15 protein-coding genes are annotated in these 16,768 nt (G+C 41.1%); 8 read left to right on the forward strand and 7 right to left on the reverse strand.

Annotated features, from left to right (window positions below; genetic code table 11):
• Positions 1–40: 40 nt before the first annotated feature.
• Both KVT11_RS07895 and KVT11_RS07900 read right to left on the reverse strand, forming a co-directional pair.
• Positions 41–1,438, reverse strand: coding sequence for a bifunctional glycosyltransferase family 2 protein/class I SAM-dependent methyltransferase (locus KVT11_RS07895; protein ID WP_217608992.1), 1,398 nt, complete (start codon positions 1,436–1,438; stop codon positions 41–43).
• A gap of 293 nt (positions 1,439–1,731) precedes the next feature.
• Entirely contained in the window at positions 1,732–3,096 is a 1,365-nt protein-coding gene (locus KVT11_RS07900; RefSeq protein WP_089374136.1) for a sugar porter family MFS transporter, read from the reverse strand.
• Between the two features lie 270 nt (positions 3,097–3,366).
• Between KVT11_RS07900 and KVT11_RS07905 the strand changes: the two genes are divergently transcribed.
• Positions 3,367–4,332 carry an LCP family protein gene (locus KVT11_RS07905; protein WP_017360001.1) on the forward strand — a complete coding sequence of 322 codons (966 nt, stop codon included), beginning with the start codon at positions 3,367–3,369 and terminating at the stop codon, positions 4,330–4,332.
• A 348-nt stretch (positions 4,333–4,680) separates the two neighbouring features.
• Complete coding sequence (locus KVT11_RS07910) at positions 4,681–5,562, forward strand: Cof-type HAD-IIB family hydrolase (RefSeq protein WP_189337176.1); 882 nt, start codon at positions 4,681–4,683, stop codon at positions 5,560–5,562.
• Between the two features lie 56 nt (positions 5,563–5,618).
• Here the strand turns inward: KVT11_RS07910 and KVT11_RS07915 are convergent, their stop codons facing one another.
• The 5 genes from KVT11_RS07915 to pgsB all read right to left on the reverse strand — a co-directional run bounded on the left by KVT11_RS07915 (position 5,619) and on the right by pgsB (position 9,947).
• Positions 5,619–6,842 (reverse strand): C40 family peptidase, encoded by a 1,224-nt coding sequence (locus KVT11_RS07915; RefSeq protein WP_116306351.1) that lies wholly within the window; start codon positions 6,840–6,842, stop codon positions 5,619–5,621.
• Positions 6,843–6,948: 106 nt separating this feature from the next.
• Positions 6,949–7,119 (reverse strand): extrachromosomal elements maintenance protein EdmS, encoded by a 171-nt coding sequence (gene edmS / locus KVT11_RS07920; RefSeq protein WP_008343253.1) that lies wholly within the window; start codon positions 7,117–7,119, stop codon positions 6,949–6,951.
• Positions 7,116–8,282 carry a CapA family protein gene (locus tag KVT11_RS07925; protein WP_017360004.1) on the reverse strand — a complete coding sequence of 389 codons (1,167 nt, stop codon included), beginning with the start codon at positions 8,280–8,282 and terminating at the stop codon, positions 7,116–7,118. Before KVT11_RS07925 ends, edmS begins: the two co-directional genes overlap by 4 nt.
• A gap of 18 nt (positions 8,283–8,300) precedes the next feature.
• Entirely contained in the window at positions 8,301–8,750 is a 450-nt protein-coding gene (gene pgsC / locus KVT11_RS07930; RefSeq protein WP_007497520.1) for a poly-gamma-glutamate biosynthesis protein PgsC, read from the reverse strand.
• A gap of 15 nt (positions 8,751–8,765) precedes the next feature.
• Positions 8,766–9,947: a poly-gamma-glutamate synthase PgsB gene (pgsB, locus tag KVT11_RS07935; RefSeq protein WP_007497522.1), complete on the reverse strand. Its 1,182-nt coding sequence runs from the start codon at positions 9,945–9,947 to the stop codon at positions 8,766–8,768.
• Positions 9,948–10,694: 747 nt separating this feature from the next.
• Here pgsB and KVT11_RS07940 point away from each other — a divergent pair.
• The 6 genes from KVT11_RS07940 (at position 10,695) to rbsD (ending at position 16,763) form a co-directional block, all read left to right on the forward strand.
• Positions 10,695–12,176 carry a spore germination protein gene (locus tag KVT11_RS07940; RefSeq protein WP_025208101.1) on the forward strand — a complete coding sequence of 494 codons (1,482 nt, stop codon included), beginning with the start codon at positions 10,695–10,697 and terminating at the stop codon, positions 12,174–12,176.
• Complete coding sequence (locus tag KVT11_RS07945; RefSeq protein WP_079920195.1) at positions 12,166–13,263, forward strand: GerAB/ArcD/ProY family transporter; 1,098 nt, start codon at positions 12,166–12,168, stop codon at positions 13,261–13,263. Before KVT11_RS07940 ends, KVT11_RS07945 begins: the two co-directional genes overlap by 11 nt.
• Entirely contained in the window at positions 13,253–14,395 is a 1,143-nt protein-coding gene (locus tag KVT11_RS07950) for a Ger(x)C family spore germination protein (RefSeq protein ID WP_025208103.1), read from the forward strand. Before KVT11_RS07945 ends, KVT11_RS07950 begins: the two co-directional genes overlap by 11 nt.
• Positions 14,396–14,512: 117 nt before the next feature.
• Positions 14,513–15,499 (forward strand): LacI family DNA-binding transcriptional regulator, encoded by a 987-nt coding sequence (locus KVT11_RS07955; RefSeq protein ID WP_007497527.1) that lies wholly within the window; start codon positions 14,513–14,515, stop codon positions 15,497–15,499.
• Positions 15,496–16,374: a ribokinase gene (gene rbsK / locus KVT11_RS07960; RefSeq protein WP_210552228.1), complete on the forward strand. Its 879-nt coding sequence runs from the start codon at positions 15,496–15,498 to the stop codon at positions 16,372–16,374. Before KVT11_RS07955 ends, rbsK begins: the two co-directional genes overlap by 4 nt.
• Positions 16,371–16,763, forward strand: a complete 393-nt coding sequence (gene rbsD / locus KVT11_RS07965) for a D-ribose pyranase (RefSeq protein ID WP_017360008.1) — start codon at positions 16,371–16,373, stop codon at positions 16,761–16,763. Before rbsK ends, rbsD begins: the two co-directional genes overlap by 4 nt.
• The last annotated feature ends 5 nt before the right edge of the window (positions 16,764–16,768 follow it).

A 16,768-nucleotide genomic window follows, 5' to 3' on the forward strand; every position in this document is an offset into this window, starting at 1 on the left:
TGACAAAGAATGCGAGGGTTTGCCTACACGCTGAGGCGGATTACCCGGAGGGGGAACCGCCTTTTTTACGTGCAACGATCAAAAGCTGATAGAGCGTCACTTGATCAGATAATGCTTTTGTTTGAAAGCCAAGTGACTCTCCTACTCTCGCCACTTCGTCAAAAAACAATTGAACGTTTTGATCAATTGGCACATTGATCGGCTGTTCAATCACGCGATGAAATAAATGGTCTGGAAAGAGCGCCCGCATTGTGTTTGGTGTGAAAAATCTCATATGTGTTCGATCTAAAATCCCCACATCTTGATACGTAAAATCACCTGCCAATAAAGGCAGCAGTACTTCCGCATGCATCATATTAGGTAAGCAGCAAATGATCACGCCACCTGGTTTTAAAGACGCATGCGCTTGAGCAATCATCTGCCATGGGTCTGACACATGCTCTAACACATCAGAAAAGATCACAGCATCAAAAAAAGCTTCTTTCTCTGACCAAGGATACGCCTCCGCTTTTGTCTCAATCACTTCTTTGTAATACGCCTTTGCCATCTCTGCTTTTAATGCATCCGCCTCTACTCCGTACATGTCAACGGACTGCCGGTTAATCAGTTCAAGTCCTGTCGCCCCAGCACCACAGCCAACATCCAGCACACATCCGGCATCCTCAGGGAGCAGTGCTGCAAAATATGGATGGGGCGTTATCAGGTTTAAATCAATGCCCCATTTATCTAAAAAACGAAGCCTGTTCTCCGCAAACAACGTAGAGATGTTCGTTTCTTCATTGGCATTGAAGGTAGCATGACCGTGATGATGCACAAAAGAATCATGGACGATTTGCAGCTGATACCCCTTCAGCAATGAGCGCAGACAAAGGTCATCATCCTCAAATGATCCATATACAAATCGCTCATCAAATAACCCTACATCCTCGATCAGCTCTCTTTTGACCAGCAAACAAAAACCAACAAGTCTATGCACATATGTTCTTTGACCTTTTTTCGAAGCCGTATATGCCTTCGCAAAGGCAGGAAGCTCCTTCACATCTGTGTAAGATGGCTGAACGAGCTGAGGACCACTCACATAATTGGAGACAGGGCCTACCATGCCAATACGATCTGATGCAAAAAGGGCTTCTCTTAAAGGCAAAAGCCAGTTTTCGGTCACAATCGTGTCGTTATTTAAAAAAAGAAGACTATCTCCTGTTGCTTTTTTCGCCCCTTGGTTACAGCCCTTGGCAAAGCCTTGATTCTTCTCGTTGTCAATCAACACGACATCTTCCAGTTGTCTCACATATTCCTTTGTTCCGTCTGATGAAGCATTATCCACGATAATGAGTTCATATTCATCAAGCCGAGTATGCTTCTTGATACTGTCGATACATTTTTTCGTTAGGTGCAGTTCATTGTACGTCAGCATCACAATGCTCGTTTTTCCTTTCATCTCATTTCCACCTTTCGCCCGCCTGTTCCATATGTATGTCATAGGCAGCACGTTCAGAAGATGAGTGATTGTCCTTTCTTGATTAAACGTTTGTTTAACAAAGGGCTAAAATGAACTTGATTTTAGCCCTTTGTCTTCTTTTCATCGTGATAGAAAACCTTTGCAGTCTAGGAAGGACGAGTACTGGTGCGGAGCGAATTTCACATTCGTGAGCACCAGCACGCAGGACTGACAAAGAATGCGAGGGTTTGTCTACACGCTGAGACCAGCTGCCTCATGCAACTGGTCTTTTTTCAAACCGTTTCCCCTTCGTCATTCACGACGGCACGGTTTCTCTTTTTTAAATCTTCTTCAATCTCTTCAAGACTTTTCCCTTTCGTTTCTGTGACTAAATATTTCACAAATAAGAAGGCACCTATGCCGATGGCTGCATAAATAAGGAAAAGGTTACTGATGCCAATTGCACTTAACAAGGTTGGGAATGTGAGCGAGATGATCAAATTCCCTGTATGCAGTAGGAAGGTCGATACCCCCGTACCAATTCCCCGGACATGTACTGGGAACAGCTCCGGCAGCATCACCCATACGACCGGGCCCCAGCTGACAGCAAAAATGACGATGAAAAGTCCTAAACATATAATCGTTGTCCACCCTGCAGCTGTTGATCCCTCGAAAAAACGATTGACCACTGCTAGAACAATCAAACTAAGAACCATCCCTACATTTCCAAATAGGAGTAACGCTTTCCGCCCGACACGATCAATGATTTTAATCGCAACAAACGTCATGACGACATTGACTGCACCAATTCCTACAGTTCCTAAAATGGCTGCTGAATCGCCAAAGCCGACACTTGTGAATGTTTTTGGTGCATAATAAATGATCGTATTTGTCCCAATAAACTGCTGTAAAAAGGCTAAACCGACACCAGCAATTAAAGCGGGGCGCACCCATGGCTCGAGTAATTCCTTAAGACCACCTTTTTCTTCACTTTCTGCTTTTTGAATATCCGCAATTTCGTCTTCAACTTCTTGCTTACTTTGTCTAAGTTTTGACAATATTTCTTTCGCCCGGTCCGCCTGTCCTTGGACAAACAGCCAGCGAGGACTTTCTGGCATAAACAAAATACCACATAACAAGAGCACAGAAGGAACAACGGCAATTCCAAGCATCAGACGCCATGCCTCTGCATCTGCTAAAACGTAGTTCACAATATAGGCAAGAAGAATACCAAATGTGATCATGAGTTGGTTTAATGAGGAAAGTGCCCCTCTTGATTCCTTTGGCGCGAGTTCAGATAAATATAATGGAACAATCGTCGTCGAGCATCCGACAGCAAGTCCTAGCACGATTCGGAATAAAACCATGACCTCCGTATTCGGTGCAAGGGCTGTTCCAAATCCGCCGATAATAAATAAAATGGCTGCGGCGATTATCGCTTTTTTCCGTCCGAATTGATCTGTCAGTTTTCCAGAAAGAGAAGACCCGAGCATCGCCCCGATTAAAATCGAGCTGACTACAAGTCCCTCTGTAAATGCATTTAAACCTAAATCCTCTTTCATAAATAAGATAGCGCCAGAAATGACACCTGTATCGTAACCATATAAGGCGCCGCCAAGTGCGCCGAAGAAATAAAGCCACCCATTCCGATTTTTCATGATCATAACCCCTCTTTTATCTATGTAATGACTGGATGTTTCTCTATGAAAAATCATTTTCCTCACTTCCTGTCATTTCAAACATTTCGATGTTTTATGACAAATATATTTCATTTGCGTATCATTGAAACTTTTTTAGATAAGGAAACGTCAATTAAGCGTTAGTGAAAAAAATGTCGCACTATATCCCGTTTTAAGGTATATTTGTTTTAGTTTGTAAGCAGGAAGAAGGACATCTTTACTATAAAATCATAGCGAGGGTTTAAATATATGGATCAAACAAGAAGTAAACGCAAAGGCAAAAAGCGTTTAAAACCATGGGTGAAAGTCACTCTTTTTATTTTTGGTATTCTTTTACTGACAACCGCTTCTGTCACCGGCTATGCCTACTATAAAGTGACATCGGCTGCGAAAAAAGCACAAGTCTCTCTAGACCGCGGTGCACAATCTGTCAAACGGATTGAAGCATTTGATCCTGGGAAAGACAGCTTTTCTGTCTTGCTGCTTGGCATTGACAGCAGACCAGGCGAAACCGTCAAACAAGCACGAAGCGATGCAATGGTATTAGCGACAGTAAATCGTACGAATAAAACCGTGAAATTATTAAGTATTCCAAGGGACTCATATGTTAATATTCCAGGTCATGGTTATGACAAAATCACACATGCACACGCATTTGGTGATGCAGACCTCACGGTGAGTACAGTTGAGAATTTACTAGATATCCCTGTCGACTTTGTGATTGAAAGTAATTTCAAAGCATTTAAGGAAATTGTGAACGAATTGAATGGTGTTTCCGTTAACATTAAAGATGAATATGTTGTGAAACAAATTCTTAAAGATACAAAGGGCAAAGTTCAGCTGCAAACGGGTACTCACACACTAGATGGTAATCAAGCTCTCGCTTATGTGAGAACAAGAAAAGCAGACAGTGATCTCATGCGTGGACAGCGTCAAATGGAAGTTTTAAAAGCCATTTTCGATAAATCAAAATCAGTAACGTCTATTCCGTCTTATGACAATATCATAGATACTCTAGGTGATAACGTCTCAACTAACCTGTCAATGAAAGAACTAGTCGGTCTTTTCCCACTACTCACTTCATTGAAATCTGTTGATACGATTCAACTAAAAGGATCTGATTACCAGCCAAATGGCGTTTATTATTACCAATTGGATCAAAACCAACTGAACGAAGTCAAAACGGAATTGAAGAAACAGCTTGAATTATCATAAAAACAGAAAGCGTCCTTTTGGGCGCTTTTTATGTGTTGAAAAAGGTGTTTGCCCTTTTTCTTCTTTTAAGCGTGATAGAAAACCTTTGCAGTCTAGGAAGGACGAGCACCGGAGCAGAGCGAATTTGACATTCGTGAGCACCGGAGCGCAGGACTGACAAAGAATGCGAGGGTTTGTCTACACGCTAAAAGCGTCCTTTTGGGCGCTTTTTCTTATATCCTTGATCAATTGACCATTTTTGTTTAGCCTTAAAGAGAGGAATCCACGATCCGACTCTTTCATGAGAATGAAGGAAATCGTACATACTTTGAAGAGGCTATTGCATGAATGAAGGAGGATATAACAGCAATGAAAAAGATGATTGCGATTGATTTAGACGGTACACTCTTAAATACGAAAAGTGAAATATCCGCTCAAAACCGGCAAGCATTGATTCGTGCGAAGGAAGCTGGATATATTGTGACCATTTGTACAGGGCGCGCGACTTTTGATGTAAAAGAGCTTCTTGGGGATTTGGACATTCCCATTATTGCGGCAAATGGAGGAACTGTCCATACAGAAGGGTACAAGCTCTTCAGCAGAATCACCCTTGATCAAGAAGCTGGAAGACGTGCTGCAAAGGAATTAGTGGAACGGAACATTTATTTCGAGGTCTATACAGACGATGCCCTCCTTTCCCCATTTGATGGAAAAGAAAAGCTCAAAGCTGAATTTGATATGATCAAAAGCGCCAATCCTCATGAGGATGTAGCTGATTTATGGGAAGGGGCGATGACTCAATTTAAACAGTTTGGCATCAAACCTGTCGATGACATCCGTCAAATTTTTGAGTCGAATGAACCAACTTATAAATTACTATGCTTCTCATTTGATATGAATAAGCTGCAAGAAGCACGAGATCTTCTTTCTAAGATGTCTGAGCTCTCCTTGACCTCATCTGGAGAACATATCATTGAGGTACTGCCAAAAGAGTCAGGTAAAGGACATGCCCTCAAAAAACTTGCAGCCCATTATGGCGTAGACCCATCCGATATTTATGCGATCGGTGACAGCCCTAATGATCTATCCATGTTCGATGAAGCAGGACACAGGATAGCGATGGGGAATGCGGTGGATGTCATTAAAGAAAAAAGCACCTATATCACAAAAGGCAATCATGAAGATGGCGTCGCCTATTTTATTGATCTGCTTTTGCAGAATCAATTTCAAGAAAAAAAGACGCTTGTCTGATCAGCGCCTAGTGAGAAGTCGAGAAGTCCGATCCGAGCATTGATCGGGCTTTTTCTTTATTTTTTGATTCTAACGGCCGTCTCATATTTATCCTTCCAATACGTACTTGTTTTCATATTGGTAATGACAACGCCATTTGAAACCGTCACATGAATGACTTGATTTGAACCAGCATAAATGGCTGGCATCAACGAAGTCCCTTTAAAAAAGACAAGATCTCCTGGCTTTAGTTCCGATCGTTTCACAGGTGTGCCTGCTTTAACTTGTCCCGGCGCATAGCGAGGCATCTCAATTCCAAGCACTTCTTGATAGATATACTGCGTGAATCCTGCTGTATCAAAGCCTTGCTTTGGGCTCGCACCACCTTTTACATAGGGTACTTCTCCAATATACGTAGCGGCTTTTGATACGACTGGGTCTTCTTTCGCTAGTTTCAGCTCAGTTAATCGTTTCGCACCTGTCCATTTCTCACGCCAATACGATTCAGACAAATAAGAAATCGTCACACTTTCCGAACGGCTCGCATGAATAAAGCGGTCTCCTCCGATGTACATTCCTACATGTGAAATTCCTTTTTTATACGTGTTGCTAAAAAAAACAAAGTCTCCAGGGCGAATATCGTCTCGTGCTACTTTCTCTCCAACCATCCATTGCTGCTCAGCACTTCTTGGCAAATAAATCCCAAGTGATTTTTCAAATAAATATTGTAAAAAACCTGAACAATCGAATCCTACTTTTGGATCTGATGCCCCGAATACATAAGGGATTCCTAAATATTTCATCGCATCTTTCACCAGTTGATCATCCGACATCTCTTGGGAGACAGGCAGCCGTTTGACCGCATAGAACCGATCGGTCCAATATTTACTTTTGCTGACATCTGTTTTCACCACCCCTTGACTGAGTGTGATGTGGATCACTTGATCATTTCCAGCGTACAAAGCAACGTGTGTCGGGATGTCTTTTGTTTCTTCAAGACTGCGAAAATAGACAAGGTCTCCGGGCTTCGCTTTTCCCCATGATACGTTTTCACCGATTTGGTATTGATCGATCACCTTTCGCGGCAAATCAAATGCACCTGTTGTTTTGTATACATATTGTATAAAGCCAGAAGCATCAAAGCCCGTTTTCGGATCGATTCCTCCTTTATGATAAGGCGTACCTATCAGCGTTTCCGCTTGTTTTAAAGGAGATGTTGTTTGAGCAGACACCTCTGTTTGAGACATAAACAAGAGTCCTACAATGGCACATCCTCCAAGCAGTATTCCTTTCCATTTCATCCTCTCTTCCTCCTTTCTTTTATAGTTTCGACATGACCCCTTTCATTTTACACCTTTTTCCGTCAAAAAAGAGCACGCCTCGCGTGCTCTTTTCATCATCATTTCTTTATTTACTTGCTTCTGCTTTTGACTGCTTTTGCTGTTCGATTTTCTGCATTTCAACCGAGATCTTTTGTTTCTCATGATCGGTGAGGCTGTCACTAAATTTAAAAGCAGACATAAAGACAAAGACTAAAATTAACGCAACAAACGGCCAGCTTGCTTTAAGGAATTTCATTTTTTATCCTTCCCCTCGTTTTCTTTTAATGTTTGAACTTTATCAGAATGATCGACTTCAAAGAAAATATGTCCGTCTTTTTCTTTCCAATCCGCATTCGTGCCATTTGTCAGCATACGGATAATCGATTTTGATTCAAGAGATCCTGCTTTGACTGGAGCAGGTGTCGCTTCTTTGATGTACATTGGAACCACTTCAAATGTCGCTTTTCCATCTTCATTCAGATGATACTGAACAATGGCAGAATCACGTGTTCTTGACCAGCCTTGGTCAAAAATAAAGTTCCCCAAGCTATAGAAGATCGCTGTTCCGTTATAGACTTCCATCGGCTCAAGAACGTGCGGGTGTGCACCGATAATGATATCAGCACCAGCCTTTGACATCGCTCTTGCCAGCTCTCTTTGTCTGTCGTTTACTTCATTGTTATATTCCTGTCCCCAGTGCGCATGAACGACAACGATATCTGCCTTTTCAGCAGCTTGTGAAATCATCGGAATAAAGATAGATGGATCAGCTGGTAGAATACCTGCCTTGCGATTTGTTGCTTTAAAATCTTTTCCATATACATCTGTAAAACCAAGGGTAGCGATTTTAACGCCATTCACTTCTTTGTATGAAATGTTCTGCTTCGCATCATTGACGTTGCGCCCTGCCCCTGTATAATCCATGTCAGCTTTTTCAAAGGCATCAATCGTGTTATTTAAGCCTTTTTCACCGTAGTCTGCTGCATGGTTATTCGCAAAGTTTAGTACAGAGAAATTCAAATCCTTTAACGCTTGTACAGAATCTTCATCTGTTTTCAAATGAATATTCTTTTGTGCTGCCTGTTCCTTATCTGAAGCCACTGGATGCTCAAAATTCCCAGTTACATAATCTGATACATCAAAATACGGCTTCGCATAGCGGAACAGGTGCTGCTTTCCATAACGGTCTGTTACTTTCTCTACATTTCTTCCAAACATAATATCTCCGACAAACGAAGCGGTCAGGATGTTTTCTGGATTCTTTTCTACAGTTGGTACTTGTGCTTTCCCGATAAATGTAAATAGAAATGTACAAGCAATGACAATAGGTAAAGCAATCAGTACGTGTTTATTCGTCTTTTTCTTTTGGTTCTTTGTGATTTTCAGCAGCTTTTCCTGAAAGCTCAATTTTTTATTCATCATTGGACACACCTTATCTTAAAATAGATAGTAAACATACATGATGGCAAATGTTGCACCACTTAGAAGTAATGTGCTTCCAAGGGTAATCGTAAGACCTTGCTTTTGAATCGTATTCGCAATCAATCCAGGCACGATGATTCCGATTCCGCGGAATTCTGCTATTTCAAACGGAACCACTGGATAGAAGAAATCAAATATGAGCTTTAGGGCAATTCCTGTAATCAGCATCGCCGCAAACTTTCTACGTCCGTACAAAATCATAAATTTCGATAGTCCAAAACGAACGATCACATATGTCAGCAAGCTGACAGATAAAACAACTAAAATGAAGACTGGCTGGTTAAAGACGAGTGCCAGATAACCTGGAACAACCAACCCAGCTGGTACGATTCCTGTTTTTTCTGCAAAAATTAAACTGAGTAGAACACCTAAAATTAACGAGATATAAAGATCTGATCCGAACATTTTCTATATTTCCTCCTAGCTGACAAGCTGCTTAATTTTGTATTCTTGAATTTTTTCGATTAAAGGTTCAGCGGCGCCGTGAATATTGCCGACTCCATAAACCACTCGATTATGAAGCTTTTTCTCAAGCATGTTCATAATTTGTTCTGTAGATTGATATTCAAGGTTGTGTAAGTGGTCAGCCGGAATTTTCCCATCCTCAAATGCCTTCACAATTGGATCTGTCGTTTCACCAATTAAGACAAGATCACTTGCTTCAATATAAGGAAGTACATCCTCCGCAAACTGGATCGTTCTATCTACGCGATCCGCACGACAGTTCATGATAATAATCGGTTCATCTGTTGGATACCCAATTTCCTTCACACGCTTCCAAATGTTCAATGTAGATGCTGCGTCATTAGCCGCAAATCCATTTACAAAATGTCCAGGTGTTTTTGCATCCATTAATGGAAGAATTCTCATCGCTCCTGGATCAGGCGGCGCATTTAACATTCCTCTGAATGCCGTATCTTCATCAATTCCCAATGCTTGTGCAACACCAAGTGCAAGTGAAGCATTATCCGGGAACACCATATACTCAAATTTCCGTAAATACTCATCGGTAATCTTGGAATTATCTGCAACAATCACTTCAGTATTGCGTTTTTTCGCAATCTCTTTAAAGAAATCTGTATATTCACTATCCGTAATAACCAAGTGCCCATTGTAAGGAATTGTCGCTGTAAAGGCTTCAGCTATTTCATCAAGAGTTGGCCCCATCACATCCATATGATCTTCAAGAACGTTTACGATCACGCCAATATTCGCTTGAAGCAGCTCTTCCTGAAAGATAATTTGGTAATCTGGATTCACCGCCATACATTCACTGACGATGGCATTTGCTCCTCTTTCAACGGTTTCTCTCATAACTTCTTTCTGCTCTCCGATATTTGGTCCTTGCGGTTTCCTTTTAATCGGTTTCTCTTCTGGCGTATCCCAATAAATCATTCTTGCATCCGTTCCTGTTGTTTTGCCGACAGTTTTATAACCTGCCTCCATTAAGATACCGGTTGTCAATCTTGTAACGGTAGACTTTCCGCGTATACCATTAATATTGACGCGTACCGGCAGGGCATCGATATTTTTCTGATGACGCTTCTTTTCAATAAAGCCAATCCCTAACATGATGACACAGGCTATAACGATTAACCACATCGCTTATCTACATCTCCTTTTTTTATGAGTGTGATATGTAAATTCAATCAACAGTATATAGGTTCAGCATAAAATCACAATCGGTATTATGTAACATAATCTTTCACTTCCTCGTATGCCAAATTCCTCTAATCAGAAGGCGTATTTGCCTACCTCACGCTCAAATGAAAAGGCCAAAAGACGGACAAAATGACGGCTGAATTTCTGCTTCAAACAAGAGAAAGCGTTACCATCAAACAGTGAAAAATCTTTTGTCCTTTTCTCCCTAAATTTTTCGACAATTATTAAGATGTATTTTGAATCAATGTTTTAAAGTCCTTTCATCTCTACGAAATCAGTCATATCAGTGCTTTAAATGAATAGTGCGTGTTTTAGAATATTTTATATTTTTAAATGAACAGGTTAGAAAGTCATCCTCATTGGTCAGAACGCTATGTGTTGACCTATGACAAAGGTCACCTGTCAAAAAATCAAGTCATCTGCTTATTTTCAGGTCACAAAAAATTGGGATAAGATGTCAAAGATTAATCATTTTGTTATAGCCTCTCTTTACGATATTCACTCCTTATGACCTAAACAATGAAACATTATTCATTTCTTTTTATCAAGATTCATCATTTCTTAACATTTTTAATGTGATTTTGGTTGAAAGTTGTCGGTGCATGTCATGCTTTCCCCAAAGATGACGCATAAAATCATCTTCTCGGCTTACACTATGGTTAAAAAATCTGTGAGAGGAGGCTAAAGATGCCAAATACGAATGAGCAAACACGCTTACACTTTTTATCAGGCGGTTTTGAGGAAAAGATTCGGATTCTGAACAAAGCATTTCAACAAAGCGCTGATTTTGAATACCGGGAATTGATGGTGAATGAAACGAAATCAGTGCTGTTTTTTATTAAAACTAGAGTCGATGAAAGCAAATTAAACGACTTCATTATCGGCAACTTGCTCGGTCCTCCTGGAAAACAGGACTATGCAAAATCTCTTAGTTCACTCGAAACAGGTGACTTGACGCTGATTGTCGACAGCATTATTGCCGGAAGTATTGCCTTCCTTGATGAAAAATCCGCACAGATCAAAATATTTGCTGTTGGGCAGCCGCCGCTGCGTTCCATTTCTGAACCTTCTTCTGAAAGTATTATTGCAGGCGCACATGATGGGTTTGTTGAGAGTTTAGATACCAATTTATATTTGCTGCGTTCACACTTAAATGATCGAAAACTTGCAATCCAGTATCATAAGGTCGGTACAAAATCTGAAACAAAGGTTGCAACGGTTTATATTTCTGATATTGCCAATCAAGAAAAGATAGATGAGGTTAACAAACGAATTTCTTCTATTAAAGTAGACACGCTGCTTAGCCCCGGTTCTATTGTAGAGGCGATTGAAGATGATTCGTATTCCATCTTCCCGCAGCTTATTGACACAGAACGACCTGACAAAGTGAGATCTGCCATTCTTGAAGGAAGAATTGTCGTCTTAATGGATGGCAGCCCAATGGCTATCATTTTGCCTATTACGTTCTTTAGCTTCTTTCAATCACCAGATGACTACAATAGTCGCTGGATTCCAGCTACGTTTATTCGTATTCTTCGTTATATTGCCTGTATCATCGCTGTGATTTTGCCTTCTTTTTATATTGCAGTCATCGGCTTTCATTATGAGGTAGTCCCGGATGAATTAGCGATTACGATGAAAAATTCCATTATCGGCATTCCTTTTCCGCCTTTAATAGAAGCTATGCTGATGGAGATTACGATTGAGCTCATACGCGAGGCAGGTGTGCGTCTGCCAAAACCAATTGGACAGACCATTGGGATCGTAGGCGGTTTGGTCATTGGAGATGCGGTAGTAAAAGCTGGGCTCATTTCCAATGTTCTTATCGTTGTGGTCGCCGTGACCGCTGTTGCTTCCTTTGTTCTTCCTTCGTTTGAAATGACGTCTACCATCAGGATGCTGCGTTTTCCGCTCATGTTCATGGCATCGATGTTTGGGTTTATTGGCATTTCATTCGGTCTGTCGATCGTCCTGATGAATTTATGCCGCCTTGAATCACTAGGTGTCCCGTATTTATCTCCAGTAACTCCATTTAACTGGCAGGATTTAAAAGACACTGTGATTCGATTACCAATGTGGATGTATAAAAATCGCCCTGTTTACTTAAACCCAAAAAAGAAAGAGCAAATTGAAAATTTGAGAGGATGGAAAAATCAAGATGAAAAATAAAATATCTCCATCTCAAGCTGTCTTTTTTATCATTCAATCTCAAATTGGTGTCGGTATTTTAGCCCTGCCTCATTTGCTCATGAAAGATATGGGGCATGATGGCTGGATGGCTATCATTTTGGCCTGTTTTTTTATCCAAATCATCAATACCATTTTTATATATATCATTCACAAATACCCTGAGACATCATTTTTCGAGGCGTTAATTGAGGTTTTTGGAAAATGGGTTGGGCGAATCTTAGTGGCTCTTTATACAATTTATTTCGCCTCAGTCTGTATTGTCGTTCTATCTATTTTCACGAGAATTCTGGGTATATGGGTTTTACCACTTACACCCAATTGGGTCATCAACCTACTACTCATGATATCCATCCTTTACATCGCCAAGGAACAAATTACAGCGATTGTCAGATTCAACTTTATTCTGACTCCTTTTTTACTCTTGTTGTCTCTCATCATGCTGTATTCATTAAAAGGAACCAATATCGACTACCTTATGCCCTTTTTCCAAACGGACTTCTCTCAATTTCAGCTTGGATTGAAGGATGTTGTATTATCTATGAATGGATTTGAGATGATTCTGATCATCTCTCCACTGATGAAAGGCACCATTAAAGCGCGATACAAGGTCATGACCATTGCCAATATATGCACGACTCTTTACTACCTATTTATCACAGTGATTTGTTTTATGTTTTTCAGCCCGATTGAGCTTAAAATCATTCCAAATCCTGTTCTTTATCTGTTAAAAACCATTTCGTTCGGTGTGATTGAGCGGACGGATTTAATTTTTCTTAGTTTCTGGGTATTTGTCATTTTAGCCACACTCAGTAATTATCTTTACTTTTGTGCAAATGGCGTAGCAAGTATTCTCAAGAAAAAAGACCACAAAAAATACGTCTTTTATTTTGCCATTTTGATCTATGCGGCTAGCTGTTACCTTGCAACCGATAATTTTAGAATTCAGCGTTTTAATGATTTTACCACCATCGCTCAATATTCATTTATTTACACACTCCCAATCTTTATGGCCATTATCATCTTTATCAAACATCGCAAAGGGAAGGTGAAATCACATGCGTCATAAGTACATACTGACGTTGCTCATGTGTGTGTCTCTCATATTCATGCCTGGCTGCTGGGATCAGAACCTATTAAAGAATATCTCTCTTGTTTTAACCTCTGCTGTTGATCAAGGAGAAGATGACAATGCGAAGTACTCGATTACTTATCGAAAGGTGCAGCAGTCTCAAAGTATGGAGCAAGGAAATACTGGCAGCTTTTTAACCACTCTTCTCACAACGGAAGCACCTACTTTAAGAAAAGCAAGAACCAACTTCAGCCGGATAGTGGATCAAAAAATAGACATGTCGAAAATGCGGGTGATGCTGATCGGTGATGAATTTGCCCAAAATCGTCTTCTGCCCTATTTAGATATGTTTTATCGTGATCCGAAAAGCCCCCTCCTCGCAAATCTTGCCGTTGTTCAAGGGGGAACTTGTGAAGAAGTGATTAACTCGCTACTGAAGGAAAAGCTCATTGTGAGTGACTATTTAAATAACTTGATCACAACCGCATCACGCTCATCCCAAGTAGCACCTAAAAACATTCAAAGTATTCGATCTAAAATGCTCCAAACTGGAGAGGACTTCACATTGCCCTTAATCCATTTTGATCAATCGAAGAAATTAATCAGTGTAAAAGGTGTTGCCCTATTTGATAATGAGAAAAAGAAAGGCGAGTTGTACGGTCAAGATGCGATCTTGCTCACCATCATGGACGGAAAAATGGGCAAGTATGCCAACTTCACAAAAAAAGTGAGAAGCGACATGAAGTCAAAAGAAAACAATTACATTACGATTCAAGTCACTGATGTAAAGAGAGACATCGAGATTCTAAATCCTGATCATCGAAACTTAACATACTCACTCAAATTTGAATTTAATACTTCTGTCATTGAGTACCCAAAAGATAACCTTGATACTGACAAAAAAATTGAAATGCTCAACAAAAAGCTATCAGTCATTTTGACAAAAGAAGCAGAAAAAATTATCGCTGCCCTGCAAGATGCGAATTCCGATGTGCTAAGCCTCGGCAGAAAATACAGAGTCAGACATTATGATGAGTATATGAAAATGAATTGGGTCACCGATTATCCAAAAGTGAAGATCATTCCAAAAATCAAAGTGAACATTACTCAAACAGGCATTATTAGTTAAGAAAAGGAAGACGTCCTCTTTCTTTTCTTTTTTTATTTTTTTAAGATTGTTTTTTCAATGCTTTCGTGATAATCTATCTGTGTAAACGGTTACACATCAAAGAAGGGAGGCACTCCATTGGCTACAATTAAAGATGTTGCAAAAGCTGCTCAAGTATCTGTTGCGACTGTTTCACGCGTGCTCAACGATACTGGATACGTCCATATTGATACGAAAACCCGTGTGACACAAGCGATGCAGGAGCTGAACTACTTCCCCAATGAAGTGGCACGATCCCTTTTTAAAAGAGAATCAAGATTAGTTGGTCTCATCTTACCTGATATCACAAACCCCTTCTTCCCTCAGCTGGCTAGAGGCGTTGAGGATGAGATTCATGCACACGGCTTTCGGTTATTATTCGGAAACAGTGATGAAGATCGGGAGAAGGAAATGGCCTATTTACAAACCTTTAAGCAAAACCAGGTGGTCGGTGTCATCGCTGTCACAAACGAACCTGAATCGGATTTGTACAATGATGATGAACTGCCTGTTGTCTTCTTAGATCGTACCGTTCCAAATGCGCCTTCTGTGTTTGCAGATGCTACGGCAGGCGGGAAAATGGCTGCAATGGAATTAATCAAACGCGGCAGTCAGCAGATCACATTGCTAAAAGGGCCCGCTCATCTTCAAACGGCGCGGCAAAGATTCAAAGGCGCACTTGATGTTCTGACTGAAGAAGGTGCTAACTTTCATGTGATGTCTAACGCTTCTTTTTCTTTTCAGGAAGCCCGAAAAAGCGCCAAGGCTCTTTTCAAGCTGTACCCTGAAACAGATGGCATCATTGCCAGCAATGACATCGTCGCAGCAGCCGTCGTACACGAAGCGCTTCGTATTGGAAAAGCCATTCCAGAAGACGTCCAAATCATTGGATTTGATGATATTCCGCAAAGCGAACTGCTCTTCCCTTCTTTATCAACGATCCGGCAGCCTGCCTATGATATGGGGAAAGAAGCCGCAAAGCTGATCATTAAAGCCATTCAGAAACAGCCAATAGATCAAGCAGTTATTCAAATGCCCGTCTCTTTTATTGAACGAGAGACCACAAGAAAGGTGGATTCACAATGAGTCAAATAGTTGTCGTAGGAAGTTGTTCCATGGATTTAGTTGTTACATCGAATAAACGTCCTAGTGCCGGAGAAACCGTCCTAGGCGAATCATTTAAAACGGTCCCTGGGGGAAAAGGAGCCAATCAAGCAGTAGCAAGCGCAAGGCTCGGTGCAGATGTATATATGATCGGCCGAGTTGGTGATGACGCATATGGTCAGGACATTATGAGCAATTTGCAAGCACAAGGTGTTCGCACCACCTATATGAAACCGGTTACCGAAATGGAAAGCGGAACAGCTCATATCATTCTAGCTGAAGGAGATAACAGCATTGTTGTCGTCAAAGGAGCAAACAATGAGGTAACACCTCACTATGTAAAAGATGCTCTTTCTTCTCTTGGAGATATCGGAATCGTCCTTATCCAGCAGGAAATTCCTGAAGAAACAGTCGAAGCCGTCTGCGCCATTTGCAGCGAAAAAGGGATCCCAGTCATCTTAAATCCCGCACCAGCTCGCAAAGTCTCTCAGCAAATATTAGATCAAGCTGCCTATATCACGCCAAACGAACACGAAGCAGCTCTTATGTTTGATGGACTCACCATAGCAGAAGCTTTGCGCCAATATCCAAACAAATTACTCATTACAGAAGGAAAAAATGGTGTTCGTTACTTTGATGGATCAAAAGAAGTGTTGGTACCGGGCTATCCTGTGAAAGCCGTCGACACTACAGGCGCTGGTGATACTTTTAACGGCGCTCTAGCTGTAGCACTGACAGAAGGAAAATCCCTATTCGACGCACTTGCCTTTGCCAACTTAGCCGCATCTATCTCAGTCACAAAATTTGGTGCCCAAGGCGGCATGCCAGCAAGAGAAGAATTGGAGAATAAGAAATGAAGAAAAATGGTATTTTAAATAGTCATATCGCCAAGGTGCTTGCTGATCTTGGTCATACAGATACGATTGTCATCGCAGACTGCGGCCTGCCCATTCCAGAAGGCCCGGTCAAGATCGACCTTGCATTATCCATCGGCACACCATCCTTTCAGGAGGTTACTTCCCTCCTTCTTGAGGAAATGGCCGTTGAACACATCACAATCGCCAGTGAAATCAAAGAAGCCAATGAGAGAGATCATTTATTTCTAAAGAAAGCGTTCTCACATCCGTTAGATGAAGTCGATCACGAGACGTTCAAAGACATGACCAAACAGGCAAAAGCAGTGATTCGAACGGGTGAAGCCACCCCATACGCAAACTGCATTCTTCATGCCGGTGTCATCTTTTAAAAGGA

The sequence above is a fragment of the Bacillus sp. GbtcB10 genome, assembly GCF_019091365.1.
Classification (GTDB): domain Bacteria; phylum Bacillota; class Bacilli; order Bacillales; family Bacillaceae; genus Bacillus; species Bacillus altitudinis.

Excerpts from the sequence above, each read along its gene's own strand:
- KVT11_RS07895 (WP_217608992.1), bottom strand. The coding sequence starts at position 1,438 with ATGAAAGGAAAAACGAGCATTGTGATGCTGACGTACAATGAACTGCAC.
- KVT11_RS07900 (WP_089374136.1), bottom strand. The coding sequence starts at position 3,096 with ATGAAAAATCGGAATGGGTGGCTTTATTTCTTCGGCGCACTTGGCGGC.
- KVT11_RS07905 (WP_017360001.1), top strand. The coding sequence starts at position 3,367 with ATGGATCAAACAAGAAGTAAACGCAAAGGCAAAAAGCGTTTAAAACCA.
- KVT11_RS07910 (WP_189337176.1), top strand. The coding sequence starts at position 4,681 with ATGAAAAAGATGATTGCGATTGATTTAGACGGTACACTCTTAAATACG.
- KVT11_RS07915 (WP_116306351.1), bottom strand. The coding sequence starts at position 6,842 with ATGAAATGGAAAGGAATACTGCTTGGAGGATGTGCCATTGTAGGACTC.
- edmS (WP_008343253.1), bottom strand. The coding sequence starts at position 7,119 with ATGAAATTCCTTAAAGCAAGCTGGCCGTTTGTTGCGTTAATTTTAGTC.
- KVT11_RS07925 (WP_017360004.1), bottom strand. The coding sequence starts at position 8,282 with ATGAATAAAAAATTGAGCTTTCAGGAAAAGCTGCTGAAAATCACAAAG.
- pgsC (WP_007497520.1), bottom strand. The coding sequence starts at position 8,750 with ATGTTCGGATCAGATCTTTATATCTCGTTAATTTTAGGTGTTCTACTC.
- pgsB (WP_007497522.1), bottom strand. The coding sequence starts at position 9,947 with ATGTGGTTAATCGTTATAGCCTGTGTCATCATGTTAGGGATTGGCTTT.
- KVT11_RS07940 (WP_025208101.1), top strand. The coding sequence starts at position 10,695 with ATGCCAAATACGAATGAGCAAACACGCTTACACTTTTTATCAGGCGGT.
- KVT11_RS07945 (WP_079920195.1), top strand. The coding sequence starts at position 12,166 with ATGAAAAATAAAATATCTCCATCTCAAGCTGTCTTTTTTATCATTCAA.
- KVT11_RS07950 (WP_025208103.1), top strand. The coding sequence starts at position 13,253 with ATGCGTCATAAGTACATACTGACGTTGCTCATGTGTGTGTCTCTCATA.
- rbsK (WP_210552228.1), top strand. The coding sequence starts at position 15,496 with ATGAGTCAAATAGTTGTCGTAGGAAGTTGTTCCATGGATTTAGTTGTT.
- rbsD (WP_017360008.1), top strand. The coding sequence starts at position 16,371 with ATGAAGAAAAATGGTATTTTAAATAGTCATATCGCCAAGGTGCTTGCT.